The organism is Amycolatopsis sp. NPDC051372, assembly GCF_040682095.1.
Taxonomy (GTDB): domain Bacteria; phylum Actinomycetota; class Actinomycetes; order Mycobacteriales; family Pseudonocardiaceae; genus Amycolatopsis.
The window spans coordinates 15,838-34,189 of record NZ_JBFBAF010000035.1; the positions used below are offsets into that span (position 1 = coordinate 15,838).

23 protein-coding genes and 1 pseudogene are annotated in these 18,352 nt (G+C 70.8%); 21 read left to right on the top strand and 3 right to left on the bottom strand.

Going from position 1 to position 18,352, the window contains the following annotated elements:
- Positions 1–600 (bottom strand): TetR/AcrR family transcriptional regulator, encoded by a 600-nt coding sequence (locus AB0M56_RS39910; RefSeq protein WP_364186026.1) that lies wholly within the window; start codon positions 598–600, stop codon positions 1–3.
- Between the two features lie 144 nt (positions 601–744).
- Here AB0M56_RS39910 and AB0M56_RS39915 point away from each other — a divergent pair, with 144 nt between their 5' ends.
- From AB0M56_RS39915 to AB0M56_RS39970, 12 genes and pseudogenes are all read left to right on the top strand, one after another.
- Positions 745–1,386 carry a dienelactone hydrolase family protein gene (locus AB0M56_RS39915; RefSeq protein WP_364186028.1) on the top strand — a complete coding sequence of 214 codons (642 nt, stop codon included), beginning with the start codon at positions 745–747 and terminating at the stop codon, positions 1,384–1,386.
- Positions 1,387–1,432: 46 nt separating this feature from the next.
- Positions 1,433–1,825, top strand: a pseudogene (locus AB0M56_RS39920) (alpha/beta fold hydrolase); the annotation flags it as partial.
- 211 nt (positions 1,826–2,036) lie between these two features.
- The gene (locus AB0M56_RS39925) at positions 2,037–2,342 is read left to right on the top strand and encodes an alpha/beta hydrolase (RefSeq protein WP_364186173.1); all 306 of its coding nucleotides are present in this window, start codon (positions 2,037–2,039) and stop codon (positions 2,340–2,342) included.
- A gap of 99 nt (positions 2,343–2,441) precedes the next feature.
- Positions 2,442–3,290, top strand: coding sequence for an NAD-dependent epimerase/dehydratase family protein (locus AB0M56_RS39930; protein ID WP_364186030.1), 849 nt, complete (start codon positions 2,442–2,444; stop codon positions 3,288–3,290).
- Positions 3,291–3,401: 111 nt separating this feature from the next.
- Entirely contained in the window at positions 3,402–3,737 is a 336-nt protein-coding gene (locus tag AB0M56_RS39935; RefSeq protein ID WP_364186032.1) for a hypothetical protein, read from the top strand.
- 171 nt (positions 3,738–3,908) lie between these two features.
- Positions 3,909–5,300 (top strand): Rieske 2Fe-2S domain-containing protein, encoded by a 1,392-nt coding sequence (locus tag AB0M56_RS39940; RefSeq protein WP_364186033.1) that lies wholly within the window; start codon positions 3,909–3,911, stop codon positions 5,298–5,300.
- Positions 5,297–5,878, top strand: coding sequence for a 3-phenylpropionate/cinnamic acid dioxygenase subunit beta (locus tag AB0M56_RS39945; RefSeq protein ID WP_364186035.1), 582 nt, complete (start codon positions 5,297–5,299; stop codon positions 5,876–5,878). The genes AB0M56_RS39940 and AB0M56_RS39945 overlap by 4 nt, the downstream gene beginning before the upstream one ends.
- Positions 5,875–6,201, top strand: coding sequence for a hypothetical protein (locus AB0M56_RS39950; RefSeq protein ID WP_364186037.1), 327 nt, complete (start codon positions 5,875–5,877; stop codon positions 6,199–6,201). Before AB0M56_RS39945 ends, AB0M56_RS39950 begins: the two co-directional genes overlap by 4 nt.
- Positions 6,198–7,001: a 3-(cis-5,6-dihydroxycyclohexa-1,3-dien-1-yl)propanoate dehydrogenase gene (gene hcaB / locus AB0M56_RS39955; protein ID WP_364186039.1), complete on the top strand. Its 804-nt coding sequence runs from the start codon at positions 6,198–6,200 to the stop codon at positions 6,999–7,001. The genes AB0M56_RS39950 and hcaB overlap by 4 nt, the downstream gene beginning before the upstream one ends.
- Positions 7,002–7,020: 19 nt before the next feature.
- The gene (locus tag AB0M56_RS39960; protein WP_364186041.1) at positions 7,021–7,218 is read left to right on the top strand and encodes a ferredoxin; all 198 of its coding nucleotides are present in this window, start codon (positions 7,021–7,023) and stop codon (positions 7,216–7,218) included.
- A complete protein-coding gene (locus tag AB0M56_RS39965) occupies positions 7,215–8,441 on the top strand; it encodes an FAD-dependent oxidoreductase (RefSeq protein ID WP_364186043.1) in 1,227 nt (408 codons plus the stop codon). The genes AB0M56_RS39960 and AB0M56_RS39965 overlap by 4 nt, the downstream gene beginning before the upstream one ends.
- Positions 8,438–9,154 (top strand): class II aldolase/adducin family protein, encoded by a 717-nt coding sequence (locus tag AB0M56_RS39970; RefSeq protein WP_364186045.1) that lies wholly within the window; start codon positions 8,438–8,440, stop codon positions 9,152–9,154. The genes AB0M56_RS39965 and AB0M56_RS39970 overlap by 4 nt, the downstream gene beginning before the upstream one ends.
- An 11-nt stretch (positions 9,155–9,165) precedes the next feature.
- Here AB0M56_RS39970 and AB0M56_RS39975 read toward each other — a convergent pair whose 3' ends face one another.
- A complete protein-coding gene (locus AB0M56_RS39975; RefSeq protein ID WP_364186046.1) occupies positions 9,166–9,960 on the bottom strand; it encodes an IclR family transcriptional regulator in 795 nt (264 codons plus the stop codon).
- Between the two features lie 246 nt (positions 9,961–10,206).
- Between AB0M56_RS39975 and AB0M56_RS39980 the strand changes: the two genes are divergently transcribed.
- The 9 genes from AB0M56_RS39980 (at position 10,207) to AB0M56_RS40020 (ending at position 17,257) form a co-directional block, all read left to right on the top strand.
- Positions 10,207–11,394: an ABC transporter substrate-binding protein gene (locus tag AB0M56_RS39980; protein ID WP_364186048.1), complete on the top strand. Its 1,188-nt coding sequence runs from the start codon at positions 10,207–10,209 to the stop codon at positions 11,392–11,394.
- Positions 11,395–11,402: 8 nt separating this feature from the next.
- Complete coding sequence (locus AB0M56_RS39985; RefSeq protein ID WP_364186049.1) at positions 11,403–12,281, top strand: branched-chain amino acid ABC transporter permease; 879 nt, start codon at positions 11,403–11,405, stop codon at positions 12,279–12,281.
- Complete coding sequence (locus AB0M56_RS39990) at positions 12,278–13,261, top strand: branched-chain amino acid ABC transporter permease (RefSeq protein ID WP_364186050.1); 984 nt, start codon at positions 12,278–12,280, stop codon at positions 13,259–13,261. Before AB0M56_RS39985 ends, AB0M56_RS39990 begins: the two co-directional genes overlap by 4 nt.
- Complete coding sequence (locus AB0M56_RS39995; protein WP_364186051.1) at positions 13,258–14,031, top strand: ABC transporter ATP-binding protein; 774 nt, start codon at positions 13,258–13,260, stop codon at positions 14,029–14,031. Before AB0M56_RS39990 ends, AB0M56_RS39995 begins: the two co-directional genes overlap by 4 nt.
- Positions 14,028–14,810, top strand: a complete 783-nt coding sequence (locus tag AB0M56_RS40000; protein WP_364186053.1) for an ABC transporter ATP-binding protein — start codon at positions 14,028–14,030, stop codon at positions 14,808–14,810. The genes AB0M56_RS39995 and AB0M56_RS40000 overlap by 4 nt, the downstream gene beginning before the upstream one ends.
- 35 nt (positions 14,811–14,845) lie before the next feature.
- On the top strand, positions 14,846–15,562 hold the full coding sequence (locus tag AB0M56_RS40005) for an alpha/beta hydrolase (protein WP_364186055.1): 717 nt from the start codon (positions 14,846–14,848) through the stop codon (positions 15,560–15,562).
- The gene (locus AB0M56_RS40010) at positions 15,559–16,446 is read left to right on the top strand and encodes an alpha/beta fold hydrolase (protein WP_364186057.1); all 888 of its coding nucleotides are present in this window, start codon (positions 15,559–15,561) and stop codon (positions 16,444–16,446) included. Before AB0M56_RS40005 ends, AB0M56_RS40010 begins: the two co-directional genes overlap by 4 nt.
- A 105-nt stretch (positions 16,447–16,551) precedes the next feature.
- Positions 16,552–16,770, top strand: a complete 219-nt coding sequence (locus tag AB0M56_RS40015) for a hypothetical protein (protein ID WP_364186059.1) — start codon at positions 16,552–16,554, stop codon at positions 16,768–16,770.
- Complete coding sequence (locus AB0M56_RS40020; RefSeq protein ID WP_364186060.1) at positions 16,763–17,257, top strand: flavin reductase family protein; 495 nt, start codon at positions 16,763–16,765, stop codon at positions 17,255–17,257. Before AB0M56_RS40015 ends, AB0M56_RS40020 begins: the two co-directional genes overlap by 8 nt.
- Positions 17,258–17,429: 172 nt before the next feature.
- Here AB0M56_RS40020 and AB0M56_RS40025 read toward each other — a convergent pair whose 3' ends face one another.
- A complete protein-coding gene (locus tag AB0M56_RS40025) occupies positions 17,430–18,209 on the bottom strand; it encodes an MFS transporter (RefSeq protein WP_364186062.1) in 780 nt (259 codons plus the stop codon).
- Positions 18,210–18,352: the final 143 nt, after the last annotated feature.

The window sequence follows — 18,352 nt, forward strand, 5'->3', positions numbered from 1 at the left end:
TCAGGCGCGCCGGCTCTCCACGAACGCGCGCACTGACTTCAGCTGGGCGGCCAGCTCGCGGCCGTCGGCGTCGGCGCGTGCGATGGTGAGCGTGCCGAGCACGGTGGCGGTGAGCAAATCCGCGAGCACGGCCGAGTCAGCGGTGGATTCGCCCAGCTCACGGCCGCGTTCGAGGGCGGCAAGGAACCCCGCGCGGAGCTGCTCGCGGTAGCGCCGGGTGGCAGTGGCGACGTGCTCGTCGACCGGCTTGGACATCGCCGTGGTGGCCAGGCAGCCGAAGCCCGCGTTCGGGCCGTCGAGCACGGATTCCAGGCGGGACAACGCTTCGAGCACGTCTTCGGTGCCACGCTCGCCCTGCTGAAGTGGTGCGAGAACGTCTTGCATGAGCGCGAGGTACTCGTCGACGGCTTCGCGGTAGATCTCGATCTTCGTGCCGAACGAGTTGTACAGGCTCGACGTGGACAGTCCCGTCGCCGCGGCCATCTGCTGCTGGGTGACGCCGTCGAAGCCGACGTGCCAGAACAGGGTCATCAGGCTGTTCAGGGCTTCGTGGCGGTCGAAGCCGAGCGGCCGGCCCGCGCGCGGCGATTCTGAGTTCACCCACTCAGTGTTCGTCGCCGGCGGGGGATTTTCAAGCCCACGGGCCTGCGGTGGTACCCGCTGGGTATCACAGAGGGCGGAACAGGTCTTGGACGCGGCTCGCGCGCCCGGCGCACAGTCGAGGTGATCGACGACGGGAGCGAGATGAGCAGGGAACCCGGGATGGACCGCGGCGCGGTGCTGTGGTCCGAAGTGGAGAGTGCACGGGGGTCGCGGCCGCTGCTGGTGATGCTGCACGGCTGGAGCTACGACGAGACGCACCTGCACCGGCTGATCACGCCGCTGCTGCCGGCGGAGGTCGTGGTCGCGTCGGTTCGGGCGCGCATTCCGGAGGCCGGCGGGTACGCGTGGTTTCCCAGCCAGGGCAACCCGATCGGCGACCCTCAGTCGCGAGTGGCCAACGCGGCGACGCTCGATGTCCTGGCGTGGCTGGAGACGATCGACGCGCCGTCGATCGGGCTGCTCGGCTTCTCCCAGGGCGGTGCCATGGTCCACCAGCTCATGCGGCACGCGCCTGTGCGCTTCGAATACGGCGTGAACCTGGCGGGTTTCGTCGTGCGGGACGAGCAGCCCGGTGACGAGCTCTTGAGCACCACACGGCCGCCCGTCTTTTGGGGCCGGGGCCGGGAAGACGGTGTCATCCCGGCTGCGGCGCTCGCCCGGACGGACCGGTGGCTGGCGCGGCACGCCACCGTCGAGAACCACGTCTACCCCGGCCTGGGCCACGACGTGCAGGGTCAGGAGATCGAGGACGTCGCGGCTTTCGTCGGCGAGCAGATCCGTTAGACCTCAGGATTTTTCCTGTACCACCAGTGTTCGAGGAGGCACACCCATGCGTCACGACATTGAGTTCGACGCCGAAGGAGCGTTGCTGCGCGGCTGGTTCTACGAGGCCGAGGGGGTCGCCGGGCCCGCGCCGTGTGTGGTCATGGCCCACGGCTGGAGCTCGACCAAGCGCATGTACCTCGACCGGTTCGCCGAGGTCTTCGCCGCCGGCGGTCTGTCGGTGCTGTTGTACGACAACCGCGGCTGGGGTGATTCGGAGGCGGCACCGGGACAGCCCCGGCACGAGATCGACCCGTGGGTGCAGGTCGGTGACTACCGGCACGCGATCACCCACGCGCAGAACCGGCCCGATGTGGACCCCGGCCGGGTGGGGGTCTGGGGAACCAGTTTCTCGGGCGCGCACGCCTATGTCGTCGCGGCGATGGACCGGCGCGTGAAGGCTGTGGTCACGCAGGCACCATTCGTCAGCGGCCGCGCGACCTACGCGAACCTCGCGCGGGTCGACAACCAGGTCGTCGGGCCGGATGTGTTCACGGCCGACCGCCGGGCTCGCGCTCGCGGGGAAGCCGCCGCGACGATCCCCGTCATCGGCACCGACCCCGGGCAGCTCGTGGGACTGCCGACGCGCGACTCGCACGAGTGGTTCACCCATGCGCGCGGAGCTGGATCCCAGCTGGCCCAACGAGGTCACGCTGCGCAGCCTCGACAACTTCTATTGCTACGAACCGGCGAAGTACCTGCCGGAGGTGACGCCGACGCCGCTGCTGATGATCGTCGGCAGCGAAGACGGCCTGACAGGCGGCAACCTCGCCGCCGTCGCCTATTCCGGCGCGGCCGAGCCGAAGGACATCGTGTTCCTGCCGGGCGGACATTTCGACGCATACACGGGCGAGGGCTTCAAGGTTGCTTCGCAAGCGGCGCGGGACTGGTTCGTGCGGCACCTCACCGCGCTGTGATACCCGGAAGATATCACAGCGACCGAAAGAGGTCTTGGACGTACACCTCGGCCTCGACGCACAGTTGTTCTGTATCCATTGTGAGCAAAGGGAGTTGTCATGAGGGTCTTCTTGACCGGCGGATCCGGCTACATCGGACAGGCCACGATCGCCGAGCTGGTGAAGCAGGGGCACGCAGTGGAGGCGCTCGCCCGCAGTGACCGCGCGGAGGCGACGGTCGTGGCGGCCGGCGCCACCGCGGTCCGCGGCGGTCTCACCGATCTGGCCGTGCTGAAGGACTCCGCGGCCCGCGCCGACGCCGTGATCCACCTGGCGCAGGCCGAATCGGGCGACGAGGACCTCGCCGCCGCCACGGCGATGCAGGACGGCGTCGGCACCGGCACCTACGTGCACACCGGCGGCACCTGGGTCTATGGCGACACCGACGGCGTCGCCGACGAGTCCGCGCCCTGGAACCCGCCCGCCGCGGTCGCGTGGCGCAAGCCGGTGGAGGACGCCGTGCTGGCCCACGGCGGACGCCCCGTCATCGTGCAGCCAGGCCTGCTCTACGGCGGCGACAACCGCCTGATCGACGCCTTCATCGTCCAGCCCGGCAAGAAGAACGGCGCCATCCCCTACATCGGCGACGGCGCGAACCACTGGGCGCTCGTCCACATCGACGATCTCGCCCCGCTCTACGTCGCCGCCCTCTCCGCGCCGGCGGGCTCGGTCTACGTGGGCGTCGGCGGCGTCAACCCGACCGCCAAGCAGGTCGCCGAGGCGTGCGCTCAAGCCGCGGGCCTCGCCGGCAGGACCACGTCGATCCCGCTGGAACAGGCGCAGGCCGAGATGGGCCCGATCGCCGACGCGTTCGCGCTCGACCAGCAGCTGACGCCGGCCAAGGCGCAGCGTGAGCTGGGCTGGCAGCCGCGGCACACCGACCCGTTGGCGGTCTTCGCCCAGGGCTGATTCCCGTAACCCCGGCGATGGTCTTGCTCAGCCGGACCACCGCCGGGCTCGCCGTGATCGGCTTGGCATGGGCCCAGCGCGTCGACGGGGATGGCGGAGGTGGGCGAGGCCGTGGGGTCGTACGAGGTGCGGGTGACGGACGCGGTCGCGGGCGCGCCGGAGGACCCGACGGGGTTCTGGGTCGAGCACGTGCGGGACAACCACGGTGCGTTGCACGTGCGGTTCGCCGAGCCGGTGGGGTTCCGCGGGGGCACAGTCGTGCAGCGGGCAGGGGAGCAGCAGCTGGTCGAGTTCTGGTCCGACGCCGTGGAGTCCTCCGCGCGCCTGCCGGACGCCGAGCTGCGCGTCTACGCCGTATGCGGACACCTGCCCAACATCGAGCACGCGCAGCGGTTCGTGGAAGACGTCTTGGCCTTCTTCGCACGCCGGTACCGCAAGCCTGAGTAATCGATCGGCCTCACCGCGAGCGCCGCCGAGCTGTCTTCGGCGGCGCTCTTCGGCGTGTCCGGGCTCGCACCTCGAGGCCTACCCCGGCGATTGACTCCCGATCTCCGCGTCTGCTCTACTGTTCAGAGATTAGTTCTGCTCTACAGAGTTTTGGTTTGAGGAGAGTCGACGATGACGGATCAGTCCGGCACCCTGTCCGACGTGCGGCGCGGGATGATCCCGGCGCACATCTACAACGACCGGGAGATCTTCGAGCTGGAGCGGGAGCGCGTCTTCGGCCGGGCGTGGCTGTTCGTGGCCCACGAGTCGGAGATCGCCAAGCCCGGCGACTACGTGGTGCGCCGCGTGCTGGACGACTCGTTCATCGTCACGCGCGACGAGAAGGGCGAGATCCGGGCGCACTTCAACATGTGTCTGCACCGCGGGATGCAGGTCTGCCGTGCGGAGATGGGCAACGCCTCGCACTTCCGGTGCCCCTACCACGGCTGGTCCTACCGCAACGACGGCCGGATCGTCGGGCTGCCATTCCACCAGGAGGCCTACGGCGGCGAGGCCGGGTTCAAGCGCAAGGGCCAGCGGCTGCTGCCGGCGCCCAACCTCGACACCTACAACGGGCTGATCTTCGTCTCGCTCGACCGGGAAGCCCCGCCGCTGGTGGACTTCCTCGGCGATTTCCGCTTTTACCTGGACTTCTACACCAAGCAGAGCCCCAGCGGCATCGAGCTGCGCGGCCCGCAGCGCTGGCGCGTGAAGGCCAACTGGAAGATCGGCGCCGAGAACTTCGCCGGCGACATGTACCACACGCCGCAGACGCACACCTCCGTCGTGGAGATCGGCCTCTTCCGCGAGCCGAAGGCGGAGAAGCGCAAGGACGGCGCCACGTACTGGGCCGGCAACGGCGGCGGCACCACCTACAAGCTGCCGCCGGGCGGGTTCGACGAGCGCACGCGCTACGTCGGCTACCCCCAGGAGATGGTCGACCGCATGAAGGCCAGCTTCTCGCAGGCCCAGCAGCAGGTGATCGGCGAGGACGGCTTCATGATCTCCGCCGCTTCGGTGTTCCCGAACCTGTCGTTCGTGCACAACTGGCCGCGCGTCGCGGATTCCGACGACGTGCTGCCGTTCATCTCCGTCCGCCAGTGGCAGCCGATCAGCGAGAACGAGACCGAGGTGCTGTCCTGGTTCGCGGTCGACGCGGAGGCGCCCGAGGAGTACAAGGCCTTGTCCTACAAGGCTTATCTGATGTGCTTTGGGTCCACCGGCATGTTCGAGCAGGACGACGTCGAGAACTGGGTCTCGCTCACCAACACCGCCGCCGGCTCGATGGCGCGGCGCCTCAAGCTCAACAGCCGCATGGGCATCCTCGAAGACGACACCGAGGTCGTCCCCGCGCTCACCCCGGAGCAGTTCCACGGCCCGGGCATCGCGCACACCGGCTACGGTGAGTACAACCAGCGCGAGCTGCTCAACCGCTGGGCCGACTACCTCGAACAGCCGACGAAATCGGCCACCGCCCTGGAAGTCGGCGCGCCGGCCGAGACCGCCGAGGCGGTGCAGGCATGACCACCGGAACTCACTCCAGCCGTTCCGCGCTCGGGGCGAACGCGTCCCGCATCCTGCGCACCGGCCGGCCGCTGCCGTTCGACGACGCCCGCCACCTACAGGCGCACCAGTGGCTGGTCGACGAAGCGTGGCTGCTCGACGCGCAGGACTACGAGCAGTGGCTGACCACGCTCACCGAGGACATCCACTACCTGATGCCGGTGCGCGTCACCACCGCGCTGGGCGCGGGGTTCGACACCGCGCCGGGGATGGCGCACTTCGACGAGGACAAGTACTCGCTGTCGCGGCGTGTCGCGCGGTTCATGACCGAGCACGCCTGGACCGAGGACCCGCCTTCGCGCCTGCGCCACCACCTGTCCAACGTGCGCACGTTCGCGACCGAAGACGACAACCACCTCGTCGTGGAATCCGCGACGCTGCTGTTCCGCAGCCGCGGCGACGTGCTGTCCGGCTCGATCGTCTCCGCCGGCCGCGAGGACCTGCTGCGCCGCGCCCCCGACGGCTGGCAGCTCGCGCGGCGCACGATCCTCGTCGACGATTCGGTGATCCGCATGCAGAACCTGGCGATCTTCCTGTGAACCTCTCCTGGGAAGGCGAGGCCGAGGACGCCCGCGCGGCGGCCGCGGCTGCCGCGGAACACGACGAACTGGTCGCCCACACCACGGGCGAGGTGATCCGGCTCGGCAACGAGTTCGCCGAGATCCTGGTGCGGCGCGTCGACACGCGCAACGGCGCCCGGCTGCTGATCGAGTCGCCGAAGTCGGGCCAGTGGGTGTCGTTGTGCCCGCTGGAGCTGGAGGCGCTGACCTGGCAGAACACCGAGACGTTCTCCGCCATGATCGGCCACCCCTTCGGCCCGCTCGTGGCCTCCGAATCCACCGACCCGGGGGAGGACTCGTGACCGGCTGGCTGGAAGGCCGCCGCGCGCTCGTCGTCGGCGCCGGTTCGGGCATCGGCCGCGCGGTCGTCGACGCGTTCCTCGCCGAGGGCGCGCGCGTCGCCGTGCTCGAACGCGACGCGGCCAAAGCGGCGGCGCTCGAAGCCGAGGTCCCCGATGTGCGGGTCACGGTCGGCGACGCGACCACGCGAGCGGCCAACGACACCGCGGTCGCCGCCGCCGTCGCCGCGTTCGGCGGTCTCGACGTGCTCGTCAACTGCGTCGGTGTCTTCGACTTCTACCGCAGCATCGAGGACCTCGACGCCGATGTGCTCGACGACGCGTTCGACGAGATGTTCCGTACCAACGTCAAGAGCCACCTGCATTCGGTGAAAGCCGCGCTGCCGGAGCTGAAGCGCTCGGGTCATGGCGTGGTGCTGCTGACCGAGTCGACGTCGTCGTACTACCCGGGCCGCGGCGGCGTGCTGTACCTGTCGTCGAAGTTCGCCGTGCGCGGGCTCGTCACCGCGCTCGCGCACGACCTCGCGCCGGAGATCCGCGTGAACGGCGTCGCGCCCGGCGGGACGCTGGGCACCGACCTGCGCGGCCTGCCCAGCCTCGGCACCGCCGAGCGCAGCCTCGGCGACGCGCCGCGCCGCGCCGAGGAGCTCGCCGCGCGCGTGCCCTTGCACGTGGCGCTCAGCGGCGAGGACCACGCGTGGAGCTACGTGTTCCTCGCCTCCGACCGCGCCCGCGGCATCACCGGTCAGGCCGTCCACCCCGACGGCGGCATCGGCGTTTCCGCGCCCCGCAAACGATCCTGAACCCGAAACGGAAAGACCGATGGCCAAGCTCACCGCCGACACCGACCTCTGCCAGGGATACGGCAACTGCCTCACCACCGCCGACGACGTCTACGACATCGACGACGACGGCAAAGTCGTCCTGCTGACCGAAACCATCCCCGAGGCCGACCGCGCCCGCGTCGAAGCGGCGGCGCTGAGCTGTCCGGTCAAGGCACTGGGAGTGGTCGACGGATGAGCACGGTCGTGATCGTCGGCGCGTCGGTGGGCGGTGTCCGTACGGCCCAGGCGCTGCGGGCGAACGGCCACGACGGCCGGATCGTTCTCGTCGGAGCCGAACCCCATCTGCCCTACGACAAACCGCCGCTGTCCAAGCAGTTCCTCGCCGGCGCGTGGGAGCACGACCGGCTGGCGCTGCTCACGGAGGAGGAAGCCGCCGCCGACGGCATCGAGCTGCGGCTCGGTGTCGCTGCGACGGGCCTCGACCCGGTCGCGCGCACCGTCGAGCTGGCCGACGGGACGAGCGTCGGCTACGACACGCTCGTGATCGCCACCGGCGCTACCGCGCGACCGTCGCCGTGGGCCGCCGAATCCGGGGTGCACGTGCTCCGGACCCTCGGCGACGGCACGGGCCTGCGGGCCGCGCTCGCCGAACCGGGGCCGCTCGTGGTCGTCGGCGGCGGATTCATCGGCGCCGAGGTCGCGGCCACCGCGCACGCCGCCGGCCGCGCGGTCACGGTCGTCGATCCGCTGCCGGCGCCGATCGCGCGCGTGCTCGGTGCCGAGGTGGGCCGGCTGGTCGGCGACGTGCACCGGCGCCACGGCGTCGAGACGCGCTTCGGCACCGGCGTCCAGGCGGTGTCCGGGCGGGTAGGCGCGCTGGAGGTCGCGCTCACCGACGGGACGGTGCTGCCCGCGGGCACGGTGGTCGTCGGCATCGGCGCGGTGCCGGCGGTCGAGTGGCTTGCCGATTCGGGGCTGGAGCTGGACAACGGCCTCGTGTGCGACGAGTTCTGCCGCGCCACCGGGCACCCGGAGATCTTCGGCGTCGGCGACGTCGCCCGCTGGTTCCACGCCGGCCACGGCGAGCACGTGCGCGTCGAGCACTGGACCAACGCGGTCGAGCAGGCGGCGTGCGTGGCGCACAACGTCGTCCACCCGGAGGAGCCGGTGCAGTACCGGCCGACCGAGTACGCGTGGAGCGACCAGTACGACTGGAAAATCCAGATCGCGGGACGGCCGAACCGCGCGACCGGCTTCGAGCTGGCCGGCGATCCCACCACCGACCCACCGCGGTTCGCCGCGCTCTACCGCGACGAAACCGGCAGGCTTTCCGCGGCCGTCACGGTGAACTGGCCGAAGCTGCTCGTCGCCGCGCGCCGGCTCATCACCGCCGGAACCCCCTACGAGGAAGGACTTTCCGTGCTGGACAAGCTGATCGCCCCGGTGAGTGCGGCATGACCGAGTTGCAGCAAGAACGGCAGCTCGTCTCCGACGCCTGCCGCGTGCTCGCCGCCCGGGGGCTGGCGGAAGGGTTCCTCGGCCACGTTTCCCTGCGCATCGACGACGAACTCCTGCTCGTCCGCTGCCGCGGGCAGCGGGAGCGGGGGCTGGCGTGGACCACGCCCGAGGACATCCGGCTGGTCGACCTCGACGGCGCAGCCGCGGCGTCCGGCGAGCTCGACGGCTGGTCGGTCCCCAACGAGCTGCCCCTGCACACCGAGGTGCTGCGCACTGATCCCGCGGTGAAGGCCGTGGTGCACGCGCACCCGCCGTCGGTAGTCGCGGCGGACCTGGCGGGGCTGGCGATCCGGCCCATCGTGGGCGCCTACGACATCCCCGGAGCCAAGCTCGCGGCCGGCGGGGTGCCCGTGTACCCGCGTGGGGTCCTGGTCCGCAACCGCACGCTGGCGAAGGAAATGGTGGCGGCGATGGCCGGTCGGCCGGTCGTTCTGCTGCGTGGGCACGGCCTCACGAGCAGCGGAGGTTCGGTGCAGGAAGCGGTGCTGCGCGCGCTGTCCGTGGACACGCTCGCTCGGATGGCGCTGGACGTGGTGAGTGCCGGCGGCCGGCTCGCCGACCTGCCGCCGGAAGACCTGGCGGAGCTGCCGGACCTGGGGCCGGCCTTCAACGAGGGCGTGGCCTGGCGCCACGAGCTCGCCCGGCTCGGCTAGTGCACCGGCTGTCAATGCAACAGCGGCGTGGCTTCGGCGACCGTCTCCTTGAGACGTTCGCCGATCTGCCGGACCTCGGCGCGGGACAGCCGCCCGACCGGCAGCGAGACGTTCAGCGCGAGCCGCGCGGGGAGGTTCCCGGCGGGGAAGGCGACGGCGACCGACGCCACGCCTTCCTCGCTCTCCTCGCTGCTGGTCGAGTAACCGCGCCGGCGCACGCTCTCGATCTCCAGCTCCAGCTCGCTGCGCGTGCCGATCGAGTTGGGCGTGAGCGTCTCCAGCTGCTCGTCCGGGTACATCCGGTGCAGGTCCTCGGTGGACAGCTCGGCGAGCAGCGCCTTGCCGGTCGAGGTGCAGTTGGCGGGCATCGCCTGGCCCAGCCGCGAGGCGACCCGGACCGCGCGCGGGCTTTCGATGGCCTCGATGAACCGCACCGCGGTGCCGTCGAGGATCGCGAGGTGCACGGTCTCGGCGAACTCGTTGTTGAGCTTCTCGAGGAACGGCCGCAGCGTCTCACGCACGTCGAACCGCTGCAGGATCGCGAAGGCGACGGCCGTGAGCGAGGTGCCCGGCCGGTAGGTCTTCGTTCGCGCGTCCTGCCGGATGAAACCGCGGTACTGCAGCATCGCCAGCAGGCGGTGCGCGGTGGAAGAGGCGACACCCAGGTACTCGGCGACGTCCGTCATCCGCAGCTCGGGGCGATCCCCCAGCAGCAGGAGGATCCGAAGCGCCTTGTCGACCGAGTCGATCGGGTACTGCGGTGCGGGCGAGTGCGCGCCGGCGGGGTCGAGAGCGGGCTTCTTCATAGCAGAATCGTACGGCAAACGGCGAACCCGGCGGGGCGCGGTGATCACCGCGCCGCGGGCGGTCCGCACCGGGAACGTCTGCCCGGCAGCCAAGAACTCGAGAACGACGCACCTTTGCGGGCAACGGAAAACGCCCTCCGCAACCGTGTCGAAACGTTGGGAACGCACGGCGAACCTGTGCCTTGACCCGGTTCTCAACCTCTGTTAGACAGAGCGCACTTCTTCATCGCAGAAGACTGGTGAACCATGACCATTGCTGTTCAGTTCTCCCCGCCGCCGAGACCGTCCCCACCACGGCGCCGCTTCGGCTTCGTGTTCGCGGCTCTCGCACTCGCCACGGCCGGCTGCTCCGCTTCAGCCGTTTCAGACGACTCCGCCTACACGCTGGGCCTCATCACCAGCCAGACCGGCACCGGCAGCCAGCTCGGCGTCGGCGAGCTGCAGGGCGCGCAGCTGGCGGTGGACCAGATCAACGCGCGCGGCGGCGTCAACGGCAAGCCCCTGCGGCTGCGCACCGCCGACGACCAGAGCAATCCCGCGCAGGCCGTGCTGCAGACGCGCAAGATGCTCGGCAGCGTCGACGCGCTCGTCGGGCCGTCGCTGTCGGGCCCGTGCCAGGCCGTGATCCCGCTGGCGTCCAGCGCGCAGCTGATCGACTACTGCCTTTCCCCCGGTGTGAAGCCGAAACCGGACTCGTACCAGTGGTCGGCCAGCGCGCCGACCGACACGCTCGCCGAGCGGCTGCTGGCGTACTGGAAGAGCCAGGGCATCACGCGCGTCGGGCTCATCTACACCACCGACGCGAGCGGCCTCGACGGCGCGCACGCGATCCAGTCGGCCGCCGCGCACACGGGTGTTTCCGTGGTGGGACAGGCCAGCTACAGCCCCACGGCGGTGTCGGTGACCTCGCAGCTGCAGGCCACCACCTCGGGCCGGCCTCAGGCGCTGGTGGTGTGGAGCAGCGGCGCGGCCGCGGGTGTCGCGTTCAAGGGCATCGACCAAATGGGACTCAAGCTCCCGGTCGCGACCACCGACGGCAACCTCACCTACGCGTTCCTGCGCCGCATCGCCGACTACACGCCGGACACGTTGCTCATCCCGGCCACGCGCGACTTCTGGTGGCAGCAGCAGAACCCGAGCATCCAGGTGCAGCAGCTGGAACGCGGCTACCACGACGAGTTCCGCGCCCGCTACGGCGCCGACCCCGACTTCGGGCCCGGCGTCGCCTACGACGGGGTGCTGCTCGTCGCGCAGGCGCTGGAGAAGGCGCACGGCAACGTCGCCGGAACCCGTGACGCACTGGAGAGCCTGCGCGGGGTCTCAGGTGTCGTCGGCACTTATTCGTTCGCCCGGGACAACCACCGCGGGATCGGCGCCGACGACGTCGGCATCGTGCGCGCGACCGGTGGCCGGCTGACCTTCGTGGGGAGATGAGCACGGCCATGTCCGGACTGATCCAGGTCATCGTCGGCGGCCTCGCCGACGGGGGCGTGTACGCGCTGATCGCGCTGGGCGTTTCGCTCATTTACTCGATCAGCCGCATCATCAACCTCGCCCAGGGCGGGTTCGTGGTGCTCGCGGCGCTGCTTGCCGTGTCGATCCAGCAGTGGCTGGGTGTGCCACCGCTGGTCACCGTGGTGATCGTGGTGCCGCTGTTCGCGTTGCTCATGGCGGTGGTCGAACGGCTGGTGATGGCGCCGGCCGCGGCCCGCGCGACGCCGGACCGGATGCTGCTGGTCACCGTCGGACTGTTGCAGGCCATCGGCGGGCTGCTGCTGCTCGTGTGGGGCAACCTGCCGTACACGATGCAGCCCTTCAGCGGCGACACCGCGATCACGATCGGCGGCGTCCGCATCGTGTCGCAGTACCTGTGGATCATCGGCGCACTCGTGGTGACGGTGGCCGCCCTGTGGTTCCTGGTGCAGCGCACGAGCCTCGGGCTGACGATGCGCGCCACGGCGAGCAACCCGGAAGCCGCCGCGCTGCAAGGGATCAACGTCGGGCGCATCCGGCTGATCGCGTTCAGCCTCGCCGGCGCGATGGCGGCGCTGGCCGGCACCACGGTCATCCCGGCAACGTTCCTGCAGTTCTCCACGGTGACGCCGTACGCGGTCGCCGGGTTCATCGCGGCGGTCGCGGGCGGCCTCGGCAGCACGGCCGGTGCTGTGGTCGGCGGCCTCGTTCTCGGTCTGCTGCAAGGACTTTTCAGCCGCTACACCAGCGGCGACCTCGCGCAGGTGATCGCGATGGCCGTGCTCATCGTGCTCCTGCTCGTGCGACCGACCGGGCTGCTGGGCAAGACGAGCGAGGTGCGCCGATGACCACGCAGGAACAGACCACTCCCACCACCGCAGCCCGCCCGCAGGCCGGCCGCGGTCGGTCACCGCAGCGGCTGGTCATCGCGGCCGTGGCGGTGGTCGTCGCCCTCGTGCTGCCGTTGCTGGTCCCGGGCTGGCTGGGCCTGCTCGTGATCGCCGGGATCTTCTTCCTGATCGTGCTCGGGCTCAACCTGCTCATGGGTTACGCGGGCCAGGTCTCGTTGGGACAGACGCTGTTCATGGCGATCGGCGGCTACGGCGCGGGCCTGCTCACGCTGCGCTGGCACTGGCCGACGCTGGTGGCGATGATCGTGATGGCCGTGGTCTCCGCTGCGGTCGCGGCCGGGCTGGGCACCGTGTTCCTGCGGCTGCGCGGCTACTACCTCGCGCTCGCGACGCTGGGGCTGGCCGTGATCACCGAGTCGCTCGCGTCCGGGCTCACCGGGTTCACGGGCGGGCCCTCGGGCCTGGTCGGCGTGCCGAGCCTGCGCCTGGGCACGTTCGACGTCTTCAGCGACCAGGCCAACTACTACCTGCTGCTCGTGGTGTGCGGGCTCGGCGCGTGGTTCGTCGGCAACCTGCAGCGTTCCCAGACCGGGCGGGCGCTCTCGGCCATCGCCGCCGACCCGGCGGCCGCGACGATGCTCGGCATCAACGCGGCCCGCTACAAGACCAGCGCGTTCGTGGTCTCCGCCGTCTACGCCTCGCTCGGCGGCAGCCTCTACGCGTTCTACCTGCGGTTCATCTCGCCGGAAGTGGTCGGCGTGACGGTGGCGCTGAGCATCGTGATCATGCTCGCGCTCGGCGGCGCGCGCACGATCGTCGGGCCGCTGCTGGGCGCGCTCGTGATCCAGGGGCTGCCGGAGGTGGGGCAGAGTTTCGCGTCCTGGTCGCCGTTCGTGGCCGGGGTCGTGCTCATCCTCGTGATCACCTACCTGCCGCGCGGGATCTGGGGCGCGATCAAGAAAGCGGTGCAGCGATGACCACCGAGACCCCGTTGCTGGCCGTGCACGGCCTGACCCGCCGCTTCGGCGGCGTGACCGCGGTCGACGACGTGAGCTTCACCGTCGCCCCCGGCACCGTGCGCGCGATCATCGGTCCCAACGGCGCCGGCAAGACCACGCTGCTCGACCTCATGACCGGGTTCACCGCGCCCGACGCCGGCCGCGTCGAGTTCGCGGGGCGTGACATCACCGGCATCCGCCCCCACCGGCTGCCCACGCTCGGCCTCGCGCGCACCTTCCAGTCGGCTCGGCTGGTCGGCACGCTGACCGTGCGTGAGAACGTGATGCTCGGCGGCTACCGGTTCACCCGCGCGCGGTTCCTCTCCGACGGCCTGCGCCTGCCTGGCACCCGCCGCGAGGAACGCGCGCTCGGCCGCCGCGCCGACGAGCTGCTGGAGTTCCTGGAGCTCGGCGCGTTCGCCGACAGCCTCGCCGGCGAGCTGCCCGCCGGCGCCCAGCGGCTGGTCGAGGTCGCCCGCGGACTCGCCGGCGGACCGACGTTGCTGCTGCTGGACGAACCGGCGGCCGGGCTCGACGACACGGAGACCGGTGAGCTCGCGGCGGCGCTGCGGGCGGTGTGTGCGGGCGGCATCTCGCTGGTGGTGATCGAGCACAACATCGAGCTCGTGATGACCGTGAGCGACCACGTGACCGTTCTCGACGCCGGCCGCGTGATCGCCGACGACGTGCCGCAGCGTGTGCAGGCCGACCCGGCCGTGATCGAGGCCTACCTGGGAGTGAAGCCATGAATCTCACCGTCCGCGGCCTCGACGCCCGCTACGGCTCCACCCGCGTGCTGCACGACGTGTCCTGCGAGGTCCCCGACGGCAAGATGGTCGCGATGATCGGCGCCAACGGCGCGGGCAAGACCACGCTGCTCAAGTGCCTCGCCGGGCTGCACCGGCCGTCCGCGGGGGAGGTCACGCTGGGCGGCGAACCGGTCGCCGGGCTCGCCGCGCACGAGGTGGCGCGTCGCGGCGTGTGCCTGGTCCCGGCCGGGCGGCAGCTGTTCGGCGACTTGACCGTCGCGGAGAACCTGCAGGTCGGGTTGCACGGCACCGGGGTGCGCGGCACCGCGGCGACCGAGCGGCTGGAGCGCGTCTACGGCATGTTCCCGATCCTGCGCGAGTTCGCCACCCGCCAGTCCGGGCTGCTGTCCGGCGGGCAGCAGCAGATGCTGGCCATCGCGCGGGCGCTCGTGCGGGAGCCGAAGGTGCTGCTGCTCGACGAACCGTCGCTGGGCATCGCGCCCTTGCTGGTCACCGAGATCCTCGGTGTGCTGCAACAGCTCGCGCGCGACGGCGTGACGATCCTGCTCGCCGAGCAGAACGCCGCCGCCGCGCTCGGCATCGCCGACCACGGCGTGGTGATGGAGAACGGCACCATCACCCGCACCGACACCGCGGGGGAACTGCTCGCCGACGAGGACGTGAGCCGCCACTACCTCGGCACCGCCCGCGACGCCGTCGCCGTGGGCCACGCCCGCGCGTTGCCCGCCGGGTTGCGTGAACCGCTGCAGATCACCTAAGACTGTCCACAGTAGAGACTCAACGAGGAGCTCCCATGAAGATCGTGCTCGTCCACGGCGGGTGGCAGGGCGGCTGGGCGTGGGACGACGTGGCCGAACAGCTGAGTGCCGCCGGTCACGAAGTGTTCGCCCCGACTCTGCGCGGCCAGGAGGACGGCGACGTCGACCGCTCCGGCGTCACGCTGACCACCATGGTCGACGACTTGATCGATCGGATCGAGCGCCACGGCTTCGACCGGTTCGTCCTCGTCGGCCACAGCGGCGGCGGCCCGGTGATCCAGCTCGTCGCGGAACAGCAGCCCGCACGCGTGGAACGCACCGTGTTCGTCGACGCGTGGGTGCTGGCGGACGGCGAGTGCATCAACGACCTCCTGCCGGACGAGCTCGTCGACGCGGTCACCGCGCTGGCCGGGCAGAGCACCGACAACTCCGTCACCCTGCCGCCCGAGATGTTCCTGGGGGCGTTCATGCAGGACGCCGACGAGACGCTGGCCGCGAGCGTCGCCGCACGGATCGTGCCGAGCCCGCTGGGCTGGCTCACGGAACCTGTCCGGCTGTCGCGGTTCTTCACCTCGGGTGTCCCCAGCAGCTACGTCTTCCTGCAGCAGGACCAGGCCGTGCCGAAGACGGCCTACGAGCGGTCCGCCCACCGCCTGGCCGACCCGCGCATCGTCGAGTGTCCCGGCAGCCACGAGGCCATGCTCACGCACCCGGTCGAGCTCGCGAAGGCGTTGCTGGCGGCCACCGCGTGAGGCACCGCACCGGTTTCCTGGCGCCGCTGTACTACGACGAGCTGCGGCCGGATCGCGCCCCGGCTCACACTGTCGTCCTCGTGCACGGTGGCAGCGTGACCGGTGCGTGTTACCTGTCGACTCCGGACGGTCGCCCGGGCTGGGCCCACACTTTCGCCGAGCACGGCTACCGGGTGCTCGTGCCGGATTGGCCCGGCACCGGGCGCAGTACGGCGCTGCCGCCGGACGAGGTCTCGGGTGAGGTCGTCTGCGCGGCGCTCGGGGCGTTGCTCGAAGCGCAGGACGGGCCGGTGGCGCTCGTCGTGCACTCGATGTCGGGGCCGTTCGGGTTTCGCCTGGCGGCCACGCAGGGGGACCGGATCGCCGCGCTGGTCGCGCTCGCGCCCGGCCCGCCCGGCGACATCCAGCCGGAGCCGGCGGTGCTCGACGAGACTGAAGACGACGTTGAGATCCAAGGCCTGGCCCTGCGGTGGCGGCTCCCGAAGCGGGGCCTGTGGTGGCCGGACGACGCGTTCGCCCGGGCGAAGCTGATCGGGGCCAGCACGCGGTTCCCGGCCGCTGCGGTGGCGACATACAGCCGGCAGCTCGGCCCCATCCCCGCCGGGCTGCTGGCGCAGCGCCAGAACGTCCGCGGCAGCCAGCTGCGCGGGGCCGGTCGCTTCGACGGCAAGCCCGTGCTGGTGCTCACCGGCGACCGCGACACGGACCACCCGCGCGCGGCCGACGGCGCGACGGCCGAGTGGCTGTCCGCGCACGGCGCCGACGTCACGTACCGCTTCCTCGACGATCCGGAGCACACAGGCAACGGCCACATGCTGATGAGCGAGGACAACAGCGAAGCGCTCGCGGAGCTGGTCGTCGGGTGGCTGGACCGGGTTTTCTGAGCGCGCCCGGTCTCAGGCGAAGCGCTGGGCGTCGGCGTGAGGCAAAACGGCCAGATCTTGGTGTTCTCGCAGTGCGGGCCCTCGGGCCGTTCGGTCCACTGGCGCGTGAGCAGCGCGTTGTTCGCCGGCAGCGCCGACACGGTCCGCGGCCAGATCGAGCGGTTCTACGATCGCGTCGGCGGCTTCGGCCACCTGCTGCTCATGGGCCAGGCCGGGTTCCTGGCGCACGAGGAGACCGTGCGGGGCATCGAGACGTTCGCCGGCGACGTCAAGCCGAAGCTCGCCGGACTGTCGACGGCGACCGCGGGGGCGAGCCGTGGCTAGCGGCGTCGTCGGCGCGGACGAGCTGCGCCGGACGTGCGGGGCGTGGCCGACCGGCGTCGCCGTGGTGACGAGCGCCGGCCCGGGCAGCGCTCCCGTCGGCCTCGCGGTGAACTCGTTCACGTCCTTGTCGCTCGACCCGCCGCTGGTGTTGTTCTGCGCCGGGCTGTCGTCCACGACGTGGCTGCACATCCGTTCCGCCGGCCGGTTCCTGGTGCAGATGCTGGCCGCCGACCAGCACGACGTCGCCAGGGTGTTCGCGCGCTCCGGCGGGGACAAGTTCAGTGGCCTGGCCTGGCATTGGCGCGACGGGCTGCCAGAGCTCGACGGGATCGCGGCGGCGCTGAGTTGCTCGATGGACGGCGTGTTCGCGGGCGGCGACCACGAGATCGCCGTCGGCCGCGTCGAGGCCGTCGAGACGTTCGACCGGCGGCCGCTGGTGTTCCACGACGGTGGCCTGCACGCCCTGCCGCTCGCCCGGGCGAGCTGAGCCGAGGAGACGGTGTGAACTCGATCAGGTTCTGCGTCCTGCCGGTGTCAGATGTGGCCACTTCGAGGGCCTTCTACGCCGCGCTCGGCTGTGTCGAAAGCGGGGTCGACGGCGACCGGTGGGCCGTGATGTCCTCCGACCACAAGGAGAACCACCATGTCGTCCGTCCTCATCACCGGCGCGTCCAAGGGCATCGGCCGCGCCATCGCGATCGAGCTGGCCGGGCGCGGGCACCGCGGTCGTGGTGGTGCAGTTCCACGCGGACGAAAGCCACGAGTGACACCAGGAAAACCACGTACACCGCGATGATCTGTGCGGCCGCGTAGCCGACGGATCCGCCTTCGATGATCGCGTACGTCGCCGACGCGACGACGATCGTGCCCAGCACCACGCCGGCCGGGTCGAGCCGCCGCGTGGGGTGCTTGCTCTCCGGGACCAGCATCGGCGTCAGCGCGATCGTGACGATGCCGAGCACGACGTTGGTCAGGAACACCGCGTGCCAGCTCGAGTGGTCGAGGAGGATGCCCGCCACGGGCGGGCCGATCGCGAGGCCCAGCCCCGAGCAGCTCGCCCACACGCTGATCGCGCTCGTGCGTTCGCGCGGATCGGTGAAGGAGTGGCTGACGATCGAGAGGCTGGCGGGGAGGATCGCGGCGCCGCCCACGCCCATGAGCGCCTGCGCCGCGATCAGCAAGCCCGCGCTGTCGGAGAAGAACGCCAGCGCGCTGCTCGCGGCGAACACGACCACCCCGGCGAGGAACACCGCGCGGCGGCCGATCAGGTCGCCCAGCGTGCCCGCCGTGAGCACCAGGCTCACGACGACGAGCGTGTACGCGCTGCTGACCCACACCAGCTGGGCCGACGACGTGTGCAGATCGGACTGGATGGCCGGCAGCGCGGAGATCATCGAGGAGACGTTGACGAACGCCATCATCACCCCGAGGCAGACCACCGCCAGGGCCCACCATCGGCCTCGCGCAGAAGCTTCGGGTCTCACGGTCCCTGACCTGGTCACGGACACCTGCTGACTTTCCAAAGGCATAGCCAGGACGCTAACAGCCTGACTATGGTCAAAGCTAGACAGGTACAGTGACT